The organism is Roseovarius sp. (genome assembly GCF_965228755.1).
Classification (GTDB): domain Bacteria; phylum Pseudomonadota; class Alphaproteobacteria; order Rhodobacterales; family Rhodobacteraceae; genus Roseovarius.
In genome coordinates this window covers 91,897-114,147 of record NZ_CBDDIG010000013.1, presented here as the reverse complement: position 1 = coordinate 114,147, position 22,251 = coordinate 91,897, and the positions used below count along the sequence as shown (strand labels likewise).

Annotated in this window: 17 protein-coding genes; 2 read left to right on the top strand and 15 right to left on the bottom strand. The window is 63.9% G+C overall.

Annotated elements, in window-relative coordinates:
* Positions 1 to 34: 34 nt before the first annotated feature.
* Both ACO07J_RS18825 and ACO07J_RS18820 read left to right on the top strand, forming a co-directional pair.
* Positions 35 to 847 carry a trypsin-like serine peptidase gene (locus ACO07J_RS18825; protein ID WP_422031809.1) on the top strand — a complete coding sequence of 271 codons (813 nt, stop codon included), beginning with the start codon at positions 35 to 37 and terminating at the stop codon, positions 845 to 847.
* A gap of 119 nt (positions 848 to 966) precedes the next feature.
* The gene (locus ACO07J_RS18820) at positions 967 to 1,434 is read left to right on the top strand and encodes an Hsp20 family protein (RefSeq protein ID WP_350132652.1); all 468 of its coding nucleotides are present in this window, start codon (positions 967 to 969) and stop codon (positions 1,432 to 1,434) included.
* 74 nt (positions 1,435 to 1,508) lie between these two features.
* Here the strand turns inward: ACO07J_RS18820 and ACO07J_RS18815 are convergent, their stop codons facing one another.
* From ACO07J_RS18815 to phnA (ACO07J_RS18745), 15 genes are all read right to left on the bottom strand, one after another.
* Positions 1,509 to 2,741: an META domain-containing protein gene (locus ACO07J_RS18815; RefSeq protein WP_422031806.1), complete on the bottom strand. Its 1,233-nt coding sequence runs from the start codon at positions 2,739 to 2,741 to the stop codon at positions 1,509 to 1,511.
* A 192-nt stretch (positions 2,742 to 2,933) separates the two neighbouring features.
* The gene (locus ACO07J_RS18810) at positions 2,934 to 4,883 is read right to left on the bottom strand and encodes a vWA domain-containing protein (RefSeq protein ID WP_422031804.1); all 1,950 of its coding nucleotides are present in this window, start codon (positions 4,881 to 4,883) and stop codon (positions 2,934 to 2,936) included.
* The gene (locus ACO07J_RS18805; protein ID WP_422031802.1) at positions 4,880 to 5,416 is read right to left on the bottom strand and encodes an RNA polymerase sigma factor; all 537 of its coding nucleotides are present in this window, start codon (positions 5,414 to 5,416) and stop codon (positions 4,880 to 4,882) included. Before ACO07J_RS18805 ends, ACO07J_RS18810 begins: the two co-directional genes overlap by 4 nt.
* 101 nt (positions 5,417 to 5,517) lie before the next feature.
* The gene (locus tag ACO07J_RS18800) at positions 5,518 to 7,533 is read right to left on the bottom strand and encodes a putative 2-aminoethylphosphonate ABC transporter permease subunit (RefSeq protein WP_422031801.1); all 2,016 of its coding nucleotides are present in this window, start codon (positions 7,531 to 7,533) and stop codon (positions 5,518 to 5,520) included.
* Positions 7,530 to 8,711, bottom strand: coding sequence for a putative 2-aminoethylphosphonate ABC transporter ATP-binding protein (locus ACO07J_RS18795; RefSeq protein WP_422031799.1), 1,182 nt, complete (start codon positions 8,709 to 8,711; stop codon positions 7,530 to 7,532). The genes ACO07J_RS18800 and ACO07J_RS18795 overlap by 4 nt, the downstream gene beginning before the upstream one ends.
* Before the next feature lie 74 nt (positions 8,712 to 8,785).
* Complete coding sequence (locus ACO07J_RS18790) at positions 8,786 to 9,805, bottom strand: putative 2-aminoethylphosphonate ABC transporter substrate-binding protein (protein WP_422031797.1); 1,020 nt, start codon at positions 9,803 to 9,805, stop codon at positions 8,786 to 8,788.
* 226 nt (positions 9,806 to 10,031) lie between these two features.
* Positions 10,032 to 11,714, bottom strand: coding sequence for a Na/Pi cotransporter family protein (locus ACO07J_RS18785; RefSeq protein WP_422031795.1), 1,683 nt, complete (start codon positions 11,712 to 11,714; stop codon positions 10,032 to 10,034).
* Positions 11,715 to 11,717: 3 nt separating this feature from the next.
* Complete coding sequence (locus tag ACO07J_RS18780; protein ID WP_422031793.1) at positions 11,718 to 12,560, bottom strand: EamA family transporter; 843 nt, start codon at positions 12,558 to 12,560, stop codon at positions 11,718 to 11,720.
* 205 nt (positions 12,561 to 12,765) lie between these two features.
* Complete coding sequence (gene phnY / locus ACO07J_RS18775; protein WP_422031791.1) at positions 12,766 to 14,223, bottom strand: phosphonoacetaldehyde dehydrogenase; 1,458 nt, start codon at positions 14,221 to 14,223, stop codon at positions 12,766 to 12,768.
* A complete protein-coding gene (gene phnA, locus ACO07J_RS18770) occupies positions 14,220 to 15,479 on the bottom strand; it encodes a phosphonoacetate hydrolase (RefSeq protein WP_422031789.1) in 1,260 nt (419 codons plus the stop codon). The genes phnY (ACO07J_RS18775) and phnA (ACO07J_RS18770) overlap by 4 nt, the downstream gene beginning before the upstream one ends.
* A gap of 17 nt (positions 15,480 to 15,496) precedes the next feature.
* Complete coding sequence (locus ACO07J_RS18765) at positions 15,497 to 16,684, bottom strand: 2-aminoethylphosphonate--pyruvate transaminase (RefSeq protein ID WP_422031787.1); 1,188 nt, start codon at positions 16,682 to 16,684, stop codon at positions 15,497 to 15,499.
* 256 nt (positions 16,685 to 16,940) lie between these two features.
* The gene (locus ACO07J_RS18760; RefSeq protein WP_422031785.1) at positions 16,941 to 17,729 is read right to left on the bottom strand and encodes a metallophosphoesterase family protein; all 789 of its coding nucleotides are present in this window, start codon (positions 17,727 to 17,729) and stop codon (positions 16,941 to 16,943) included.
* Between the two features lie 78 nt (positions 17,730 to 17,807).
* Positions 17,808 to 19,463 carry a Na/Pi cotransporter family protein gene (locus ACO07J_RS18755; protein WP_422031783.1) on the bottom strand — a complete coding sequence of 552 codons (1,656 nt, stop codon included), beginning with the start codon at positions 19,461 to 19,463 and terminating at the stop codon, positions 17,808 to 17,810.
* A gap of 70 nt (positions 19,464 to 19,533) precedes the next feature.
* The gene (gene phnY, locus ACO07J_RS18750; RefSeq protein ID WP_422031781.1) at positions 19,534 to 20,991 is read right to left on the bottom strand and encodes a phosphonoacetaldehyde dehydrogenase; all 1,458 of its coding nucleotides are present in this window, start codon (positions 20,989 to 20,991) and stop codon (positions 19,534 to 19,536) included.
* A complete protein-coding gene (gene phnA, locus ACO07J_RS18745; protein WP_422031780.1) occupies positions 20,988 to 22,247 on the bottom strand; it encodes a phosphonoacetate hydrolase in 1,260 nt (419 codons plus the stop codon). Before phnA (ACO07J_RS18745) ends, phnY (ACO07J_RS18750) begins: the two co-directional genes overlap by 4 nt.
* Between the last annotated feature and the right edge of the window lie 4 nt (positions 22,248 to 22,251).

Genomic DNA, 22,251 nt, shown 5'->3' with positions numbered 1-22,251 from the left:
AGCCACCTCCGAAACAAGAGCAATCGGAGGGGCAATGTTCAGACCTGTCGCGGCGCTTATCCTACTGGTTCTGACGGCTGGCACGGTGCTGGCCGATACCCGCCTCAAACGGCTCGACACCGGCGATGACGGCCGTGGGTGGGAGGCGGTCGGCAGGCTCGACATCGACGGGCGCGGCTTCTGCACCGGGGCGCTGATCGCCCCCGATCTCGTGCTGACGGCGGCGCATTGCCTCTACGACAAGACCACCGGCGCCCGCGTCGACCACGCCCGTATCGATTTCCTCGCCGGCTGGCGCAACGGCCGCGCCTCGGCCTACCGCAAGATCCGCCGGGCGGTGCCGCACCCCGATTACGTCTTCGAGGATGCCGTCTCGGCCGACCGGGTGCGCAACGACGTGGCCCTGCTCGAGCTGTTCCACCCCATCCAGAACACCCAGGTCGTGCCCTTCCTGACCGACGAGCGCCCGCACAAGGGGCAGGAGATCGGCATCGTCTCCTATGCCCGCGACCGGTCGGAGGCGCCGTCGCTGCAGGAAATCTGCGACGTGGTCGCCCGCCAGCAGGGCGTGCTGATCATGTCCTGCGACGTCGATTTCGGCGCCTCGGGCGCGCCGATCTTCAGCTTCACCTCGGGCCAGCCCCGGGTGGTCTCCGTGGTCTCGGCCATGGCGCAGGTCGAGGGGCGCAAGGTCTCGCTCGGCACCCAGCTGACCCAGCCCCTGCACGACCTGAAAAGCGCGCTGGACGCCGGAGAGGGGTTCTTCCAGCCCGGCGCGCCGCAGATGTCGACCCTGGGCGAGCGCCGCGACACCGGGGCGAAGTTCGCCAAGCCCGGCGGCTCTTGAAATCCTCCGAAGACTTTCCCAGATAAACGGCACCGGCGCCGCCAAGCGGGCCGGTGATATCACTGCCTGTCCCGATGGGAAGGCATTCACATAAGGGATCGCTCAAAGGAGGATGACCCATGCGTAACTTCGATCTTGCACCGCTTTACCGTGCAACCGTCGGGTTTGACCAGATCGCCGACATGATGGACCGCGTACTTGCCGCCGACATCAATCAGCCGACCTACCCCCCCTACAACATCGAGAAGACCGCCGATGATGCCTATCGCATCTCGATCGCCGTGGCCGGCTTTGCCGCCGACGACCTGATGGTCGAGGTCAAGGACGGCGCGCTCGTCGTGTCGGCCCGCAAGGCCGAGGATGACAGCCAGCGCAGCTTCCTGCATCGCGGCATCGCGACCCGCGCGTTCGAGCGCAAGTTCCAGCTTGCCGATCACGTGCGCGTCACCGGCGCGTCCCATGCCGACGGCATGCTGCATATCGACCTTGTCCGCGAAGTGCCCGAGGCACTGAAACCCCGCCGCATCGCCATCGCCAGCGGCGACTCGGTCCGGAAAGACGTGGTCGACGCGGAAACCGTCAACTAAGGGATCCGGCCGGGCGCTTCGCCCGGCCAACGATCGTCAGATATTTGCCCGGCCGGTCATCCCGGCCGGGTTTTTCATGCCGGCCGCCGCGCCGTCAGCAGCGTCTCGCCCGCCGGCCCGATCAATAGCAGCGCGCCGGTCTCGTCGATGTCGAACCGCACCACGTGCTGCAGCGCGTCCAGCACCCGCTGTTCCTGCGTCATCATCGCCTCGGGGCAGCCCATCATCGTCGCCGCCATCTGGCCAAAGCCCAGCCCCTCGCCATCCAGCATGTAGACGCCCGAGAACCGGTTGCACCCGGTGCGACCCGAGACCCGGCCATCGGCGTCGAAACTGATTGTGATGTTCGAGTTGTCGATGATGCCCATTTCGCCCACATCCTCGATCTGCCATTCCGCCCCGGTCAGCAGGCTCGCGGCATCGCCGCCACAGCCGCGCATCTCCTGCCCGCCCAGCGCCAGCGCAGCGCGATGGGGATAGGGCATGCCGGTGGCGTCGTCGTGACAGATCTCCTCCTCCAGCCGCAGCCGGGCGTCGATATCGGGCATGTTGAGGACATAGGCGCCGGTCTCGACCTCCACCTCGGGCCTCGGGGTGGTCAGCTGAAGATCGCCGTAATCTGCCACGAGCTCGGCCTCGCCCTCGCCGATGGTCACGTACCAGCCGGGCTCGTTGCCGACGGCGGTATAGGGCTCGGGGGTATGCTCGACCTTGGCGCAGCCTGGCTCCGGCTCCGATCCCAGCGTCAGGGTCGCCTCGGTGCCGTGCGACCAGAAGGTCACCTCCGGATCCGCCTGTGCCACGTAGCGTGATCCTTCCTCGGCCGGCGCCTCCTCCATCGCGTAATCCTGCCCGCCGACCCGAAGGGTGGGGGTATCGTCGACCAGCCCGAACTCCACGCTCGTCTCGCCACAGGAGAAATACGAGGTGAAGGCCAGCGGCGTATACTGCCGCAGCCTCACGTCACCCAGGTCGATATCCTCGGACCCCGCGCCAATGCGGATCCCCTGGGCCAGCCACATCGGGTCGCCATCGACCCGCACCGTCGCGGTCAGCGTCCCGCTCAGCCCGGCCGGCACCTCCACCTCGAAGGGCATCGGCACCTGTTTTCCATCCGTCATGAACCGGCTTTCGCCCAGCGTCGTATCGAGCGCGCCTTTCACCTCGACAAACACCTCCGCCCCTTCGGGCAGGGCGATCCTTTGCAGGTAATTCAACTGGCCGGAGATCGTCCGGCCGCCCTCCTGCGCGCTCGCCGGCAGGCTCAGCACCAGCGCAAGAAAAAGGGACAGGGCAAATCGCACCATGTGACATCTCCAACAGGGATCGTTTCCATAATTACCACCTAGGCCTTGAACCCCTGAAGACGAAGGCCGTTCCACGGTTTATTCGCAAGAAACCGCGCGCGCCGGGACAGTGGCGCGCGCGGGGGTGGCAAGACGGCGGAGCTATACCGCCTTGCCAAGAGGGCCAGATAGCTGCTCGATATGGCCCTTGTCTCAGTTCCGGTCGAGGCTCTGCGCCAGCCGCATCAGCCGCACGGCCTCGGCGCGATAGCCATAGGCGTCCTCGCCCTTGGCGGAGTTGGCCAGCGCGATGGCGTCGTCATAGCTCCAGCCGTTCAGGTAGGGGCTGTCTTGAAGGATCTGCCCGAACCCGGCAATCGCGGCGGCAAAGCGCATGTCGTCGGTGGTCTCGCCCCCCGCCACGATCGGCGTCTCGATCAACTGGCTCGTCTCCTCGCCCGGCGCCTTGTAGCGCAGCTTGAGATAGCCCAGCTCCTCGCTCGTGCTTTGCGTCTCCACCGCGCCATAGCGCAGCGGATCGGTCAGCCGCCCCTCGGAGTCGACCAGCGTCACCTCGTAGATCGCCGTCACCGAATGGCCCGCGCCGATATCGCCGGCATCGACCGCGTCGTTGTTGAAATCGTCCCGGTTCAGCGCCCGCGTCTCGTACCCGATCAGGCGGTACTCGGCGACGACACCGGGGTTGAACTCCACCTGTATCTTCACGTCATCGGCAATCGGATAAAGCGCCCCGGTGAACTGGTCCACCAGAACCTTCTGCGCCTCCGACAGCGTGTCGATATAGGCCGCCTGCCCGTTCCCGTACTGCGCCAGCGACTGCATCACCGCATCGTCCAGATTGCCGCGCCCGAAGCCCAGTACCGACAGGTAGGTGCCGCTCTCACGCTTGCCGGCGATATAGCGCTCCAGCTCCTCCGGGTCGCTGATCCCGACGTTGAAATCGCCATCGGTGGCCAGGATCACGCGGCTCACCTCGCCCTCCTCGGTCATGCCCTCGGCCACGGCATAGGCCTGCTGCAGCCCCTCCTGCCCGGCGGTGTTGCCCCCGGCGCTCAGGTTGTCGAGCGCACCGAGGATGGTATCCCGCTCGGCGGCGGACGTGGGCTCAAGCACCTGCCCCGCACTGCCGGCATAGGTCACGATCGACACCTGGTCCTGCGCCGACAACTTCGACAGCATCAGTGCCAGCGACTGCTTCAGCAGCGGCAGCTTGTCGGGGTGCTCCATCGACCCCGACGTATCGATCAGGAAGACAAGGTTCAGCGGCGGCCGGTCCTCGACCGCCGGCAACTCTCCCTGGATACCGATATGCACAAGCTGCGTATCCGGGTTCCACGGCGTGTCGGTCACGCTCACGGTCGACCGGAACGGCGCCTCGCCCTCGGCCGGTGCGGCGTAGTCATAGGGGAAATAGTTGATCATCTCCTCGATCCGCACCGCCTCGTGCGGCGGCATCACGCCCCCGATCAGCGAGGAACGCACCACGGCATAGGAGGCCGTGTCGACATCGATCGAGAAGGTCGAAACCGGCTCCTCCGCCGTCACTTTCAGCGTGTTGGGATCGGCATGGGCATACGCTTCCGTATTGTTCTCGGGCCGGATCAGCGCGTCCCGCTCTCCGGCCGGCGCGGTGTTGTTCAGCGTCTCGGTGGCAAAGCCGCGCAACGCCTCGGTCGGCGCGGCCTGCATCCTGGGCGCCGGGCTGGGCGGGGCGGCGCCCGCCATGTCGTCGGCGTCCAGCGACTCGGCGGCTTCCATTTCGGCCAGCCCGCCCACGGTCTCTTGCGACTTCCGCGCCCGGTCTTCCTCTGTCGCCACGGTCTTCTGCACCATCGGCTCCGGGCGCAACATGTCACGCCCGGCCTGCCAGTCGGGCACCACCACGACGAGGCCCAGCGCCACCAGGGCGGTGGTCGCCGACATCATCCCGCGCGAAGAAAGGGTTGTCGTTATCATTCTTGCTACTCCTCTGAACCAGCCCCTCCCAGGGCGATCAGAGGTAAGACGCACCCCCGCCCGGCTTTCTTGGAGCCGGTCGAAATTTTCCTGCGCAATGGTGAAGTTCGCAGCCTTCCGGCCCGCTTCCGGCGCGGGGGTGGCGGCCTGCATCGCCTGTTTCAGATCATCGAGGTCGTCGGTCATGCCTGATCCTCTTTCTCGCGCTGCGCGCGCAACCGCTTCTTCGCCTCCGAGATGCGCCAGCTCACCGTGCCGGGCGCCACGCCCAGAACCTCGGCCGCCTCGTCATGGCTGAGATCGTCCAGCACCAGCGCCAGCGTGTCGCGCAGCTCTTCCGGCAGCGCCCGCATCGCCTGTGTCAGCCAGTCGACGGCCTCCGCCACCTCGTCCTGCACGGCGCGCCGGTTCACTTCCCAGTCGCCCCAGCCCTCGGCGTGGCGCGCCCGTGTCGCGGCCTTGCGCCGCCGGTCATGGGCGGCGTTGACTACCACCCGCCACAGCCAGGTGCCGAACCGTGCCTCGCCGCGAAACCCCTGCAAGCGCGAGGGCAGCGCCGCGCAGACATCCTGCGTCAGGTCCTCGGCCTCGGCCGCGGCGCCGGTCAGTCGGAAGGCCAGGCGGAAAACCCTGTCGTAATGCCGCTCCAACAGCAGGGTGAAGGCGTGCCTGTCCCCTCCCGCCGCGGCCCTTGCAAGGCTTTCGTCACTTGTTTCCATGCGCATCACGTTTGTTGGACGCGCGCGAATGGTCAATCCTTGGCTGACCCGAAAGTTTTTTCAACGCGAAGGAGCGGGTGATGCACCGACGATCCGTCTGCTCACCTTCTGCGCCAGGCTTGCGTGCGCCGGAGAATGCCGTGCGATGCAATCAGGTGGAAGATCCGCGCGCCGGCATTCGTGTAGAAGATCATCATCCCCATCGCCGCCGCCGGCGCGATATCGCCTGCGTCATCCATGTTCAGCACCGCGACCGAGGCCAGCGATGTCGTGGGCGAATACAGGAAAACCACCGCTGAAACGGTCGTCATCGCATTGACAAACAGGTAGATCGAAATGTCCAGGATTGCGGGCAGGCACACGGGCACCGTGACCCTGCCAAAAAGCTTGAGCGTGGGCTGCTTCAGGGAGGCCGACACAGATTCAAACTCGCGGTCCATCTGTTGCAGCGCGGTGGTCGCCGTCAGGTGGGACACCGTGTAAAAGTGTGTCACCGTGCAGATCACGAGGATTGCCATCGTCCCGTAGAGAAAGTTCAGCGGGTTTGCCGGATTGTTGAAAAAGAAGATATAGGCAAGCCCCAGGACCATCCCCGGAATGGCCATCGGCAGCATCGCGAACATCTGGAAGATCGTACGACCGGTTCTGAACCCGTTCGACTTTTCTACCAGGTACGCTCCGAAGAAGATCACCACCGTCCCGATCACCGCCGTCAGCAGGCCCAGCTTGATCGAGTTGTAATATGCCCCCCAGCCGCCGCCATCCATCAGGTCGAACTGATAGTTTTTCAGGCTGAGGCTCATGTCATAGGGCCAGAACTTCACCAGCGCCGCCAACTGGCAGATGCCCAGGATCCCGATGATGAACACCGCGATCATGCATGAATAGGCGAACATGAGCCAATCGGTCTTCCGGTTTGGCAGTGGCTGATAGGGCACCGACCGCGCCGAGATCAGGGCAACCTGTTTGCTTTGCACAATACGGTCGATGGCAAAGGCCACGATGGCAGGCAGGACCAGCACAACGGAGACCACGGCCCCCATCTCGAAGTTCTGCTGCCCGATAACCTGCTTGTAGATATCGACCGCCAGAACGTTGAACTGTCCACCGATGACCTTCGGCAAACCGAAATCGGTGATGACAAGGTTGAAGACAACGAAGGCGGCAGAGACCAGACCGTAACGCGCGCCGGGAATGGTGACGGTCCAGAAGGTACGCCAGGGCGAGGCCCGCAGGGATATGGCAGCCTCGAACAGCCGCGCGTCAGAGATGGCAAGCGCCGTCGAGATGATCAGGAAAGCGTGCGGGAAAGTGAAGAAAACCGAACCGATGACGATCCCGGTCGGGCCATAGATACTGGTCCCGAACATCAGTTCCTTCAGGATACCCTGATTGCCGAACAGATAGACCAACGCGATTCCCGGCAAAAGCGAAGGCACAAGAATGGGTGCCATCGCGATCAGACGGAACACGCCCTTGAACCGCATGCAGGATCGGTTCAATGCATAGGCAAACCAGAAAGCCAGCGTCACGGTGATGATGGTGCTGACCGTGGCGATCATCACCGAATTCTTGATCGAGTTCGAAAGCGCGGGCGATCTGAAATAGGTGGCAAAGTTTCCGATACCGTAGGATTCGACCGGCCTCAGCTGAACCCGTCTGAAAGTATTGCTATCCAGCTCGCGCCATTCCGTCGAAGTCTCCAGCGTCGACCCGACAAGGTAACGCCCCTCTTCGCTCAGGTTTCTGATCCGGTACCTGACCGGGCTGCGAAAGCTGAAATCGGGGAAGAACTGCGTCGCCGACAGCCGCCCGTCGGTTCCCGTAACCTGGTCCGAAACCGTGACCACATCCAGCTTTTCATTCAGCTCCGCAAAGGTGACCGGCTCTGAAAAACTGCTGCCGCTTTCATCGCTGACTTGCACTTCGTAGGCGGAAAGGTCGAACGTGTAGGTGGTAAAGGATTTCGACAGCATCGCGTACAGCGGCAATACCATCGTAACCAGAAGGTAGAGGCCGATGACGATCATGCTGCCGCGCATGATGATATCGTCGCGTGACAGCTTGCCACGCACGACAGAGCCCGATGGCATCGCGATCTGCGTGGTATCGGTCATTTTGCCGGGCCCGGACGCGCAAACGCCATGAGGCGGCCTTTCGGCAATTCGACAATCATGGACCCACCGGCCTTCAATCCGAGGCGACGCACTGCGTTGATCGAAAAATCCGCAAACAGATCGTCCGCACCAAAGCGATCGTTCTGCAAACGGCACCGCCAGAACGAGCCCAGGAACTCCATCTCCCTCACGACCACGCGCAGCGCGTTGCGCTCGGTTTCGATCACGTCTTCCGGGTCGTGGTTGTTGCGGTTGACGGCATGGGGGATCATGTCTTCGGGACGGATCGCGGCGATAATCTCCTCCCCCGGCGCAAAATCATGGGCCAGCGCGCTCATCTCGGCGCCACCGAACACCACCGCGCCGCTTTCTCCTGCCGTGGCGGGAATCTTGTTCATCTCTCCAATGAAATCTGCAACGAAAAGCGTCTCGGGCTCGCAATAGATCTCGGTCGGGGTTCCGACCTGTTCGATCACGCCGTTGTTCATGACAACAATCCGGTCGGCCATCGCCAGGGCCTCTTCCTGATCATGGGTCACCATGACGGTTGTCACGCCCAGTTGGCGCTGAAGCTCCTTGATCTCGTGCCGAAGGTGAACGCGCACTTTTGCATCCAGCGCCGAAAGTGGTTCGTCCAGCAGCAACAGGCCGGGATTGGTCGCGATGGCGCGCGCCAGGGCAATGCGCTGCTGCTGCCCACCCGACAGCTGCGCCGGGTATTTCTTTCGCTGATCCGCAAGCCCGACGAGCGACAGAAGCTCATCCACGCGCGCGGTGATCTGGGCCTTGCTTCGGTTGGTGTTCTCCAGCCCGAAAGCGATGTTCTTCTCGATCGTCAGGTTTGGAAACAGCGCGTAGGACTGAAAGACAATTCCGAAATCCCGCTGGGAGGGCGGAAGGTTGGACACATCCCTGCCCCCCTGCCTGACGCACCCCTGTGACTGCAGGTCCAGCCCCGCGATCGCCCTGAGCAGGGTTGTCTTGCCGCAACCGGACGGCCCCAGGAAACACACCAGCTCGCCTTCATTGATATGCAGCGTCACATCCTTGAGCGCGACGAACTTGCCGAAGGCCTTCCACAGGTTTTCGATTTCCAGGTAGGGGGAGCTTGCGGTGCTTGTCACGGGCGAGATCCTTTTGGCCCCGTGTGACAGGTTCGCGTCGTTGAACGTGTTCATGAGTGCAGGCCAGGTAGGTGGGGAAATGAAGGGGGAGAAGCGCGGTCTTCCACGCTTCTCCGTCGATCCGAACGTTAGTTGGCGTCCGATTTGCCGTCGTAACGGCTTTGCCATTCCTCAAGGATCGCCGCGCGATTGTTGGCGGCGAACTCGAAGTCGTTCTCGATCATGGCCTCCAGCAGCCCTTCGGGGAAGTGCTCGACCGGCTTGGCAACCCCCGGGTAGGCAACGACAGCGTAGCCTACGTTGTACATCTCGTTGGCTTCCTTGGTGATCGTGAAGTCGAGCAGCTTTCGTGCGGCCTCCGGCGCATCCGTGCCAGCGACAATCGCCGTGGCTTCCATGTCCCAGCCCACCCCTTCAGAGGGAACGATGATCTCGATCGGTGCGCCTTCGGCCTTGGATTTCGCCCCACGGAACGCGAAGGAAATACCAATCGTGGTTTCACCCGATGCCGCAAGCTTGCACGGCGCAGAGCCGGAGTGGGTATAGCGCGCGATATTCTCGTGCAGCGCGTCCATATAGGCCCAGCCTTCACTTTCGCCGAAAATCTGCAGCCAGCTCGAAACGTCCAGGAATCCCGTGCCCGAGGACGCGGGGTTCGGCATGATCACATGGCCCTTGTATTGCGGGTCGGTCAGGTCCTGCCATGACGTTGGAGGGGTCAGCCCCAGCTTTTCCGCTTCCACGGTGTTGTAGCAAATGGCGGCCACCCAGGCATCCATCCCGACCCAGGACGGCACATCGCCCTGGTCAACGAACTTCGGGTCCAGCTTTTCGACACCGACGGGCGCATAGGGCTCGAGCATCCCTTCGGACTTGAGAAGCAGAAGCGACGTCGCGGCGAGGCCCCAAATCACGTCGGCTTGCGGGTTATCGCGCTCTGCCAGAAGCTTGGCAGTAACCACGCCGGTGGAATCGCGCACCCAGTTAATCTTGATATCCGGATGCACCGCGTTGAACGTCTCCGCGTAGCGCGCCAGATCTTCAGCCTCGATCGCAGTGTAGACGGTAAGTTCGGTTTCAGCCAATGCACCGCCAGTGCCAAGCGCCATCACTGCGACACTGGCAAGGACCTTTTTAACGAAGTTCATATTGTCATCTCCCTCTTGGTTCTCAGGATTATTGTTCTTGTATTCCCGATGTGACGCCATTTTCGCAGATATAAGAAGTAATCCAAATTGATAATTCCTTTGCACGAATAGGATGGGCTTATATGAGATCACACGACACATGATCTGATCATCCGCCCGCACCGGCGCTTTCGGGGCCCGGGCAATCATCGCCCACCGCAGTTTTCCGGGGTCTGAGCCTGCCACCCTAGCGCTGGCGAACGTCCAGATCGTCGAAATCCTGGTCGATCAGTCGCGTCTCAAGCAACTGCCCGCCCCTATGCAGGATCGGGTAGGCGACGGCGGCTAGGTGGCTGTTGAAGTCGCGCAAGGCGCCTACCGTTTCGAGGTGTATGTCGCTTGAATCAAAACTGATCTGCACGCCGTCGCTCAGCCGTTTGAGATGGCGCTTGCGGCTCTTTCGCTCCAGAAGCGTCATCTCCTGCTTTTCTTCAAGCAGCAGCCTTGCGCTCTCAAGATCATCGGACACCACGAGATTCGACGCCAACATCATGTTCGCCAACGCTTTTTCATGCATGACGTTGATCTCGCCCTTGCCACTATCCGAGAAACGAATGTCCTTCTTGAACTTCTCCTTGGCGAGAGGCACCAGTCGTTTCACGACGATGTCCCCCGCCGCCTCCACGGCAATGGCATATTCGGTTATTTCGTGAACCCGCCGGGTGTCCTCTTCCGACAATGTCGTGTTCTGCAAGGCTGCCGCATAGCGGCGCACGTCATCCAGGGCGGCGTTCACGAAGCTATCCTGCACCAACACCATCCGGGCGCGCTCCGGGTCGAAGCCACTGTATAGCTCCATGACCGGCGCCATCATGGTCTCCACCAGCTGGACCATGCGCAGCACTTCGCGTTTGAGGTTTGCCAGGCCGAGTTGCGGGTTGTTCAGCATGGTATCGTCGAGGGTCGACCGGTAGATCGGCGACTGCTCTTCGACACTGGCCAGATCGTCTGGCAGCATCCGCAGGAACGGCGCTTCCAGCCGATTGGCCATGACCAGCGTGACAAGCAGGACCAGGTTGAACAGGATGTGCACGTTGATCAGGGTCTGGGCCGAGGTCGTGACGCCGAGATAGGGCAACAGGCCGAACTGGTTGATGACATAGACAGCCGCCAGCGCGCCGGTGCCACGCACGGCCAGGTTGGCCATCGGCACACGGCGCGCGCCGTTTTGCATGCCACGGCTAAGCCAGACCGGAATGATCGCACTGCCCAGGTTGGCTCCAAGCACCAGGGACACACCGGCAATCACCGGGATTGCCCCGACAGACACCAGGGTTACACACATCAGGATGACCGCAACGCTGGAATGCATCAGGAAAGCCAGCAGGCCGCCCACGATGAAGGCCGTCAGGTAATCCGAGGCCAGGTAATCGGCGATGACCGGCAGAAAGGAACTGTCGCGGATCGGCTCCATCGTTTCGCGCAGAAACCGCAGCGAGATCAGGATAAAGGCGATCCCAAGGAAGATTCGCCCCGCCTGCCTTGGCTTGCGCCGCTCGGACTTTACGAACAACCCACCGCCGATGGCCAGCAGAACGGGAACAAGCCACGTCAGGTTGAAAGAGAAAATCTGGATCAGGAGGGCCGAGCCGAGATCGGCCCCCAGCACCACGGACAACCCCACGCCAAAGGAAACGGCGCCTGTTGCGGAAAACCCGGCGACGAGCACGGCCACCGCCGCGGAACTTTGCAGGATGATTGCCAGGACCAGACCGGTGACCGACGCACTGACGCGGTTGCGGCTTTCGGTGACCACGCGTTTGAACGAGGGGCCGAACGCCCGCTCGATACCGGTCCTCACCATGCGCACCGCAAAGAGCAACAACATGGTTGCCCCCATCAGCTCGACGATGAACGAGACGATGATCATGGGTCAGGTCTTCACCCCGGCAATGGCGACGATGCCGGCAGCGACGATGCCGGCGGCAATCATCCGGTTCCGCCGCGGCCCCTCGGAAAACCACAACACGCCTATCAACGCCGCGAATATGACCGATGTTTCGCGCAAGGCCGAGACGATGCCGAGAGGCGCAATCGTCTTGGCGAACAGGACAAGGCCATAGGCCGCGGCCGACACGACGCCGCCGAACAACCCGACGCTCAAGGCGCGCCTCGACATTGCCTTTACCCTGGTCCAGCACGTCAGAAAGACGAAGATCACCACGAAGATCTCGGCCACGAATAGCCATCCGATATAGCCCAGCGGGCTGCCGGAAACGCGCACCCCGATCCCGTCGACGATCGAATAGCTTGCGATGATGACCGCGACACCAACCGCGGCGACCAGCCCGCCGCGCCCGACGCCCGAGGTGAACGCCCCCCCGGCCAACAGCAATATCCCGAATGACACGCCGACAACCCCCATCCAGGCGGCCAACGGAAGCTCTTCGCCCACCCAGAACAGGGCGCCGAGCGCAATGAGAATGGGCGAAAGGCCGCGTGCGATGGGGTAGACGACACTGAGATCACCGGTGCGGTAGGCCACGTTGAGCAGCACGTAATACCCCCAGTGGATTACGGTCGAGGCAATGATGTAGGGCAAGGCCGCCAGTGACGGCATCGGGTTCGTCACCATCAGTGCAATGCCCGGCGCAACATGCCCCAGGGCGACAAGCCCCAGAACAACCGTCCGGTCGCCGGCTCCTTTCACGATCGCGTTCCAGAGCGCGTGAAGAAAGGCTGCGAACAGGACGATCAGGAATACTTCAGGGGTCAATTGCCAAACTCTCCAGAAGATCGCCCTGGTCCGACCGGTTCCCGCTTGCCGCGATGATCTGCCGCGGGATCGGCTGGCCCAGAAGGGCGTGGCCGGCGGACCGGCGAGCTATCCGCGCGATCCCAGTATACGATAAGCGCCATCCGGGGCCCTTCATGAAAAATGCCGGGCCTGCCGGCCCGGCCTGTGAGAGGAAGGAAAGCGGTCATTCAGGCCATGGAAGAGAGTATGTTTTGACGTTTGTGAAGAACTTCATGGCCTCGATGACGCCTTCCTTGACGCCGTTTCCGCTGTCCTTGATGCCGCCGAAGGGCGACATCTCGATGCGGTAGCCGGGTTGTTCCCAGATGTTGCAGGTGCCCACGTCGAGCCCGTTGATATAGGCGATGGCGCGGGTCAGGTCGTTGGTGCAAACGCCCGAGGAAAGGCCGAAGGCGGTGGCGTTCGAGATCCGCATGACCGCCTCGTCATCGTCGGGCACGCGCACGATCGGGATGATCGGGCCGAACGTCTCTTCCATCACCAGTTCGCTGTCATGCGGCACGTGATCCACCACGATGGGCGGCAGCAGCGCCCCGCGGCGTTCGGGGTGGTAGAGGATGCGCGCCCCCGCCTTCCCGGCCGCCAGGACCCGGTTCTCGAACAGCTCCGCCGCCTGCGCGTGGATCACGCAGCCCAGCTCCGTCTCGGGGTCCTGCGGGTCTCCGAACCTGATCTTCCTCGCCCGTTCCAGCACCAGCGGCACGAACCTGTCGGCCACGCTGTCCTGCACCAGGATGCGCTTGACCGCCGTGCAGCGCTGGCCCGAATTGCCGGTCGCCCCGGCCACGGCGATGCCGGCCGCCCTGTCCAGGTCGGCATCATCGAGATCGTTGCACACGATCAGCGGGTCATTGCCGCCCAGCTCCAGCGCCAGCCGCTTGTAGCCCGCCGTCCGCGCGATCAGCTTGCCCACCGGCACGCCCCCGGTGAAGGTGATGATGTCGATGTGTTCGTTCACCATCATCTCCTCGCCGATCTCCCCGGGCCAGCCGGTGACGATCTGGAACATCTCCGGCGGCAGCCCCGCCTCGTAGAGGATATCGGCCAGCGCGATCGCCGTCAGCGGCGTCAGCTCGGTCGGCTTGCAGACCATGCAGTTGTTGGTGGCGATCGACGGGGCGATCTTGTGGCTGACCATGTTCAGCGGGTGGTTGAACGGGGTGATCGCGCTGATCGCCCGCACCGGTTCGCGCCGGGTGAAGATCTTGCGCGCCTTGCCGTTGTGGGTCAGGTCGCAGGAAAAGATCTCCCCGTCATCCTGCAGCGCCTGGGCGGCGGCGAACTGGTACACGTCCTGGGCGCGCCTGGTCTCGTAGATCGCGTGCTGATGGCAGATGCCCAGCTCGAGCGTCAGCCATTTGGCCAGGTACTCGCGCCGCTCGCCGATCAGCACGCCCGCCCGCTGCAGGATCTGGCTGCGCTCGTAGCGGGTCAGCGACGGGGTATAGCCGGCGGCGATCTCGAAGGCCCGGCGCGCGTGCTCCGCCGTGCCCGCGGGCACCGTCCCCACCACCTCGTCGGTGAAGGGGTACCGCACCTCGATCACCTCCTCGGTGAACACTTCCTCGCCGCCGATGCGCATGCCCTCGTTGCGGATCTCCATCGCCGCCATCCTGTTCATGCGCCCACCTCCTCGAGCGCCGCCGCCTTCGTCGCGTAGAAGAACGCGTCGAAGTTGCGCAGGGCCGGGGCCGAGGGCAGGTCGAGGACGCGGTTGCAGATGAAGGGCACCTCCTGCTCGGTCAGGCCGCCATGGCTGCGCAGCGGCTCGTTCAGCGCCGCCAGGTCGTGGCGGTGCTCGGAGGTGCCGATGGTCATGTTCTCGGTCGAGATCATCACGATGTCGCCGATCCGGTCGCCCGGCAGCTCGAAGCGCGCGACCGCCTCCTCCCGGCCCATCACCTCCAGAAGCTCCGGCCGCGCGGCCAGGCGCGCGATGATCTCCGCGCGGTCCGCGCCCGCGGGCAGGTAGGCGGTGCCGAACCCGCCCAGGGCGCCGTGATGCACCACGTAAGGGTCGGTGATCGGCAGGATCACCCGCGCCGCGGCCCCGCCCAGCCACGCGTCCAGCAGGTCCTGCACGTAGATCACCTGCGGATCGCCGGCGGCATCGTGCTTGGGCTTCATGCCGTGATCGGCGGTGACGACGATGGCCGCGCCAAGCTCGTCAAGCTGGCCCAGGTAGCGGTCGAACATCTCGTAGAACGCCTTTGCCTCGGCCTGGTCGGGGGCATACTTGTGCTGCACGTAATCCGTGGTCGTCAGGTACATGACATCCGGCTTCCATTCCCGCAGCAGCTTGACGCCGGCGGCAAAGACGAACTCGGACAGCTCCGCCGAATAGACCTCCGGCTGGGCCATGCCCAGCCATGTGCTGGCCGCGTCCTGGCCGTGCTCCTCCCGCGTGGACGTGTCGGACTTCTCGGCCGAGAAGCACTTCGCGCGATCCTCGTCGAACCTCAGCCCGGCCCCCAGCAGCGCGCGCAGCTTGTCCTTCGCGGTCACCACCGCAACCCGCGCACCGGCCTCGTAGAACCTGCTGAACACGGTCGGCGCGCGCAGGAAGCGCACGTCGTTCATCATCACCTCCTCGCCGGTCTCCGGATCGTACAGGTAGTTGCCGCAGATCCCGTGCACGGCCGGCGGACGGCCCGTGGCAATCGACAGGTTGTTGGGGTTGGTGAAGGACGGGATGACCGAATGCGCCAGCCGGTCCGTCCCGCTCCGCTTCATCCGCTCCAGGTTGGGCATCAGCCCGTCCGCAATCGCCGCCTCCAGATACGCAGGCTCGCACCCGTCAAGACAGATCGCTATCGCACACCGCGCCGCCATGGCGTAACTGCGGTCATTGGCGATGATGGTTTTGGTCATTGGCATTTGTTCTTCCTTGCAATCTATGCGGCGAGTATCTTGCGCTCTTCCAGCGCCGCCTGCGGCGGAGCCGCCGAGGCAACGCCCATATCCGTGAGTGTGTCCCGCGCCGCCTCGACAACGCGCCGCATCACATGCTCGTCCATCTGCCCGATGCACCCCACGCGGAAACTGTCCACGACGGTCAGCTTGCCGGGGTATATGATGAGCCCCCGTTCCTTCATTCCGCGATAGAACCTGTCGAACTCGAACGCCGGATCCGCGGGGCAAAAGAACGTCACGATGATCGGGCTGAGCCAGCGGTCGGCCAGCAGGGTCTCGAACCCCAGCTCACGCATGCCGGCGACCATGACGTCGCGATTGCGGGTGTAGCGCGCACCGCGCCCTGCAACCCCGCCCTCTGCTTCATGCGCATCCAGTGCAGCAAGAAAGGCCGCGACCACATGGGTCGGCGGAGTGAACCGCCACTGGCCGGTTTTCTCCATCGCCTCCCACTGCGCATGAACGTCCAGCGACAGGGAATGGCTGTTGCCCTTGGCCCTGGCCAGCTCGTCCTTGCGGGCAAGAACGAACCCGAAACCCGGCACACCCTCGATGCATTTGTTGGCCGACGACACCATGGCGGTGTACCGCAGCTGCGCCGCTTCGAGCGGGATCGCGCCAAAGGCCGACATGCTGTCGATCAGCACTTTCTTTCCGGCCGCATGCGCCGCCTCCGCGATCTCCTCGACCGGGTTGAGAATGCCGGAGCTGGTTTCGCAGTGGATGATCAGTACATGCGTGATCGCCGGATCGTCCGCCAGGATCTGGGCCACTTCGTAACCGCGCGGCGGCAGATAGTCACCCTTGTCGAGCAAGCGAAACGCCCTGCCAAGATACTCCATCGTCCTGGCCGCGCGCAGGCCGTAAGCGCCGTTGGCCAGCACCAGAACCTTGCCGTCCTTCGGCACGAAGGATCCCAGCATCGCTTCGACACAGAAGGATCCCGAGCCCTGGATCGGCACGCAGTCGTAGTCTTCGCGGCCTGGTCCGACCATGGCCAGCAATTGCTGGCGCATCTTGCGTGTCATCGCGCGGAAGTCATCGTCCCAGCTGCCCCAGTCGCGCAGCATGGCTTCCTTGACGGCATAGGACGTCGTCAAGGGTCCAGGCGTCAGGAGATAGGGTTCACCCATTCTCGGCGGCGGGATTTTCAGTGCAGCGTCGACCATCACAGGCTCCTTGTGCGACCATCCTATGAGGCCTGTTTAGAGCAGCGCGTGTCATCTGGAAAATTGCTAATGTCGATGATATGATTAGTTTTGCCTATGCATCCCGATCACGCGAACCGGAACACGGAACGGCAATTCCGACGCGGTGCGCCCGGCGTCGCGTTTATCACCGTCAAACCGGATACGAATCGGATGCGGCCGGCATTCTCCGACCAGGTTCACGACCGCGCCGCTCCATGCGGCGATGCGAATCCCGTCAGCTTGCCGACTGTCCCGTGTCGGCATTTTCGCCCGCTCCCCTGCCTGTCGAAAGGAACGGCACCCAGCCGGCACGTGTGCTTTGACGTGCGAGCGCGATCATGTTGGCGGCGTCGTAGGGGATGCCGCGAATTGCCGTTATCCAGTTGGAGCCACATCGCTCGACCAGGGCGTAGCTCGCCACCGGCGAACCGGTTTCGACCACGTGCGCCACGGGTTCGGTGCTCCGGTAACCGGGGCAACCGACACTGCCGGGATTCAGGATCGTCCGGCCGTCCGGCAGATCAACCCGCCTGGCGATATGCGTGTGGCCGCACAGGATCAACGAACAGTCGGACTCTCCCGCCTTGGCGGCGATGGACTCCGCGGTATCCAGCACCACCTTCCCGTCGGGCGTCACCCGTTCCAGCAGGTATTCGGTATCGCTTTCAGGGGTGCCATGGCACATCAGGATCTGGTCGCCGATCCTGCGCACCGGGGGCAGGTCTTGCAGCCATTGCCGATGGAATGGCGAAAGCTGTGGCCAGGCCAGGGCCTCCGATTCACTATGCTCCTCCGGCGGAACTTCGGCCAGCCACCGGTCATGGTTTCCCCTGATCGAGATCATCCCGTGACCACGGATCAGATCGGCCGTCGCACCGGCCGCAAGCGGCCCGCTGAAGTGGTCCCCCAGGTTCAGGATCTGCTCCACTCCCTGATGCCGGATATCTTCCAGTACGGCCCGCAAGGCATCGACGTTTCCGTGAACGTCGGCAATGACGGCGAACCTGTCAAAGCCCGTATCCATCCCTCCAGGTCCTCCCGTGGCAATAGGCCGGGAACGGCCGCGGCAGCCCCCGGAAATCCGGCAAATCCGCCCTACCGATCATGACTTGACCAATCTGGACGCGAGCAGCTCCCCTTCGCGCATCAGGATCGGATGGGCGACGGTCGTGATCCAGGAATTGAATTCCTTCAGCAGGTAAGCCGTCTCCACATGCTTGTCGCTTGTGGCAAAGCTTTCCACGTCGCCCCGATCCAGACGTCTGAGGTGGTTTTTCCGGCTGCGGCGCTCCACCTTGCCCATCTCTGCCTTGTTCTCGAGAAGGGTCCGTGCGCTCACCACATCGTCACTGACCAGCACGTTCGTGGCGATGGAAAGATTTTCCATGACGCGCCTGTGGATATCCTGCAGTTCGTTGCGCCCGGCCTCGCTGAACCGAAGCTGATCCTTGTGCATCTCGTCCGCAAGCGGCAGAAGCCGCTTGACGATGATGTCGCCCGCCGCCTCCAGGGCAATGCCATAGTCGACAAGGGCGCGCCGTTCCTTGTGTTGCTTCTTGCTGAGGGCTACCTCGGGCAGGGCCGAAAAAAAGCGGCGGACGCCATCGAGCGCCCGGTTCACCACCTCGTCCTGTTCGTTGATGGATTTCACCTTCTGCGGGTCCGGTTCGCCATAGATGTCCATGACGGGAGACAGCATTTCCGCCACGATACCGGCCATCCTCAGGACTTCGCGCCGCAGGTAGGCAAGCGCCTGTTCCGGCGGCAAATCGGCCTTGTCGCTCAAGACCGATCGAAAATGTGGATTCTCGAGTGCGAGGCTGCTGTCGACCGGTTCCGGAAAGAGCGCGGCCAACGGTCTCTCCAGCAAATGGCACACCGGGATCAGCACCAGCAATGTCGCGTTGAAGGCGATATGCAGCAGGATCAGGCCGTGCGCGCCGTCAAGGCTCCGCGCCAGATCGGCGGCAATCCCCGAATTCACGACGAACAGGGCAAGCACGGCCGCGGCGCCGCGAATGATCAGGTTGGCCGCCGGTATGCGTCGCGCTTGCGCGGAATAATCCCGGCACAGCCAGACGGGGATCAGGGCAGAGCCGAGATTCGCCCCCAGCACCAGCGATATGCCGACCGACATCGGCAGCGCGCCGATGCCCACCACCGCAACGCACATCAATATCGTTGCGACGGAAGAGTGCATCACGAAGGCCAGCACGGCACCGGCAAGAAACGCCGTGACATAGTCGCGCTCGAGATAGGACGCGATGGCGGGCAGGAAGTTGCTGTCCCGGATCGGCTCCATCGTATCGCGCAACAGATCCAGCGAGATCAGGATCAGGGCAATCCCCAGCACGATCCGCCCTGCCTGCCGCAGCGCGCGCCGCTCCGTCTTGAGAAACAGCACGCCGCCGATCACCAGCAACAGCGGTGACAGCCAGTCGTGGCGCAGCGACAGGACCTGGATTAGCAGCGCCGAGCCGAGATCGCCGCCCAGCACCATCGCGATGCCGGGAACGAATGACACCACGCCACCGCCCGCGAAACCGGCGACCAGTACGGTTACCGCCGCGGAACTTTGCAGGACGATGGCCATCATGATGCCCAGCGGGGCCTGGTACAGGGGGCTGTTTCCTGACGTCATCAGGCGCCGGAACCAAGCGCCGTACGCGCGCTCGATACCGGTGCGCACCATCCTCACCGCGAACAGCAGCAGGAAGGTCGCGCCGAAAAGCTGCGTCAGAAACGAAACGATGGCCATTTACGCCTCTTGTCACCCCCGAGAAGGCCGCGGGGCACGAGCGCCCTGCAAGCTGGGGAGAATATTGTATCTACTCCGGCCATGGAAGCGAGTATGTTTTGACGTTTGTGAAGAACTTCATGGCCTCGATGACGCCTTCCTTGACGCCGTTTCCGCTGTCCTTGATGCCGCCGAAGGGCGACATCTCGATGCGGTAGCCGGGTTGTTCCCAGATGTTGCAGGTGCCCACGTCGAGCCCGTTGATATAGGCGATGGCGCGGGTCAGGTCGTTGGTGCAAACGCCCGAGGAAAGGCCGAAGGCGGTGGCGTTCGAGATCCGCATGACCGCCTCGTCATCGTCGGGCACGCGCACGATCGGGATGATCGGGCCGAAGGTCTCTTCCATCACCAGTTCGCTGTCATGGGGCACGTGATCCACCACGATGGGCGGCAACAGCGCCCCGCGGCGTTCGGGGTGGTAGAGGATGCGCGCCCCCGCCTTCCCGGCCGCCAGGACCCGGTTCTCGAACAGCTCCGCCGCCTGCGCGTGGATCACGCAGCCCAGCTCCGTCTCGGGGTCCTGCGGGTCTCCGAACCTGATCTTCCTCGCCCGTTCCAGCACCAGCGGCACGAACCTGTCGGCCACGCTGTCCTGCACCAGGATGCGCTTGACCGCCGTGCAGCGCTGGCCCGAATTGCCGGTCGCCCCGGCCACGGCGATGCCGGCCGCCCTGTCCAGGTCGGCATCATCGAGATCGTTGCACACGATCAGCGGGTCATTGCCGCCCAGCTCCAGCGCCAGCCGCTTGTAGCCCGCCGTCCGCGCGATCAGCTTGCCCACCGGCACGCCCCCGGTGAAGGTGATGATGTCGATGTGTTCGTTCACCATCATCTCCTCGCCGATCTCCCCGGGCCAGCCGGTGACGATCTGGAACATCTCCGGCGGCAGCCCCGCCTCGTAGAGGATATCGGCCAGCGCGATCGCCGTCAGCGGCGTCAGCTCGGTCGGCTTGCAGACCATGCAGTTGTTGGTGGCGATCGACGGGGCGATCTTGTGGCTGACCATGTTCAGCGGGTGGTTGAACGGGGTGATCGCGCTGATCGCCCGCACCGGTTCGCGCCGGGTGAAGATCTTGCGCGCCTTGCCGTTGTGGGTCAGGTCGCAGGAAAAGATCTCCCCGTCATCCTGCAGCGCCTGGGCGGCGGCGAACTGGTACACGTCCTGGGCACGCCGGGTCTCGTAGATCGCGTGCTGGTGGCAGATGCCCAGCTCGAGCGTCAGCCACCTAGCCAGGTACTCGCGCCGCTCGCCGATCAGCACGCCCGCCCGCTGCAGGATCTGGCTGCGCTCGTAGCGGGTCAGCGACGGGGTATAGCCGGCGGCGATCTCGAAGGCCCGGCGCGCGTGCTCCGCCGTGCCCGCCGGCACCGTCCCCACCACCTCGTCGGTAAACGGGTACCGCACCTCGATCACCTCCTCGGTGAACACTTCCTCGCCGCCGATGCGCATGCCCTCATTGCGGATCTCCACCGCCGCCATCCTGTTCATGCGCCCACCTCCTCGAGCGCCGCCGCCTTCGTCGCGTAGAAGAACGCGTCGAAGTTGCGCAGGGCCGGGGCCGAGGGCAGGTCGAGGACGCGGTTGCAGATGAAGGGCACCTCCTGCTCGGTCAGGCCGCCATGGCTGCGCAGCGGCTCGTTCAGCGCCGCCAGGTCGTGGCGGTGCTCGGAGGTGCCGATGGTCATGTTCTCGGTCGAGATCATCACGATGTCGCCGATCCGGTCGCCCGGCAGCTCGAAGCGCGCGACCGCCTCCTCCCGGCCCATCACCTCCAGAAGCTCCGGCCGCGCGGCCAGGCGCGCGATGATCTCCGCGCGGTCCGCGCCCGCGGGCAGGTAGGCGGTGCCGAACCCGCCCAGGGCGCCGTGATGCACCACGTAAGGGTCGGTGATCGGCAGGATCACCCGCGCCGCGGCCTCGCCCAGCCACGCGTCCAGCAGGTCCTGCACGTAGATCACCTGCGGATCGCCGGCGGCATCGTGCTTGGGCTTCATGCCGTGGTCGGCGGTGACGACGATGGCCGCGCCAAGCTCGTCAAGCTGGCCCAGGTAGCGGTCGAACATCTCGTAGAACGCCTTTGCCTCGGCCTGGTCGGGGGCATACTTGTGCTGCACGTAATCCGTGGTCGTCAGGTACATGACATCCGGCTTCCATTCCCGCAGCAGTTTGACGCCGGCGGCAAAGACGAACTCGGACAGCTCCGCCGAATAGACCTCCGGCTGCGCCATGCCCAGCCACGTGCTGGCCGCCTCCTGGCCGTGCTCCTCCCGCGTGGAGGTGTCGGACTTCTCGGCCGAGAAGCACTTCGCGCGATCCTCGTCGAACCTCAGCCCGGCCCCCAGCAGCGCGCGCAGCTTGTCCTTCGCGGTCACCACCGCAACCCGCGCACCGGCCTCGTAGAACCTGCTGAACACGGTCGGCGCGCGCAGGAAGCGCACGTCGTTCATCATCACCTCCTCGCCGGTCTCCGGATCGTACAGGTAGTTGCCGCAGATCCCGTGCACGGCCGGCGGACGGCCCGTGGCAATCGACAGGTTGTTGGGGTTGGTGAAGGACGGGGTGACCGAATGCGCCAGCCGGTCCGTCCCGCTCCGCTTCATCCGCTCCAGGTTGGGCATCAGCCCGTCCGCAATCGCCGCCTCCAGATACGCAGGCTCGCACCCGTCAAGACAGATCGCTATCGCACACCGCGCCGGCATGGCGTAACTGCGGTCATTGGCGATGATGGGGGATTGAGTGGTCATGATT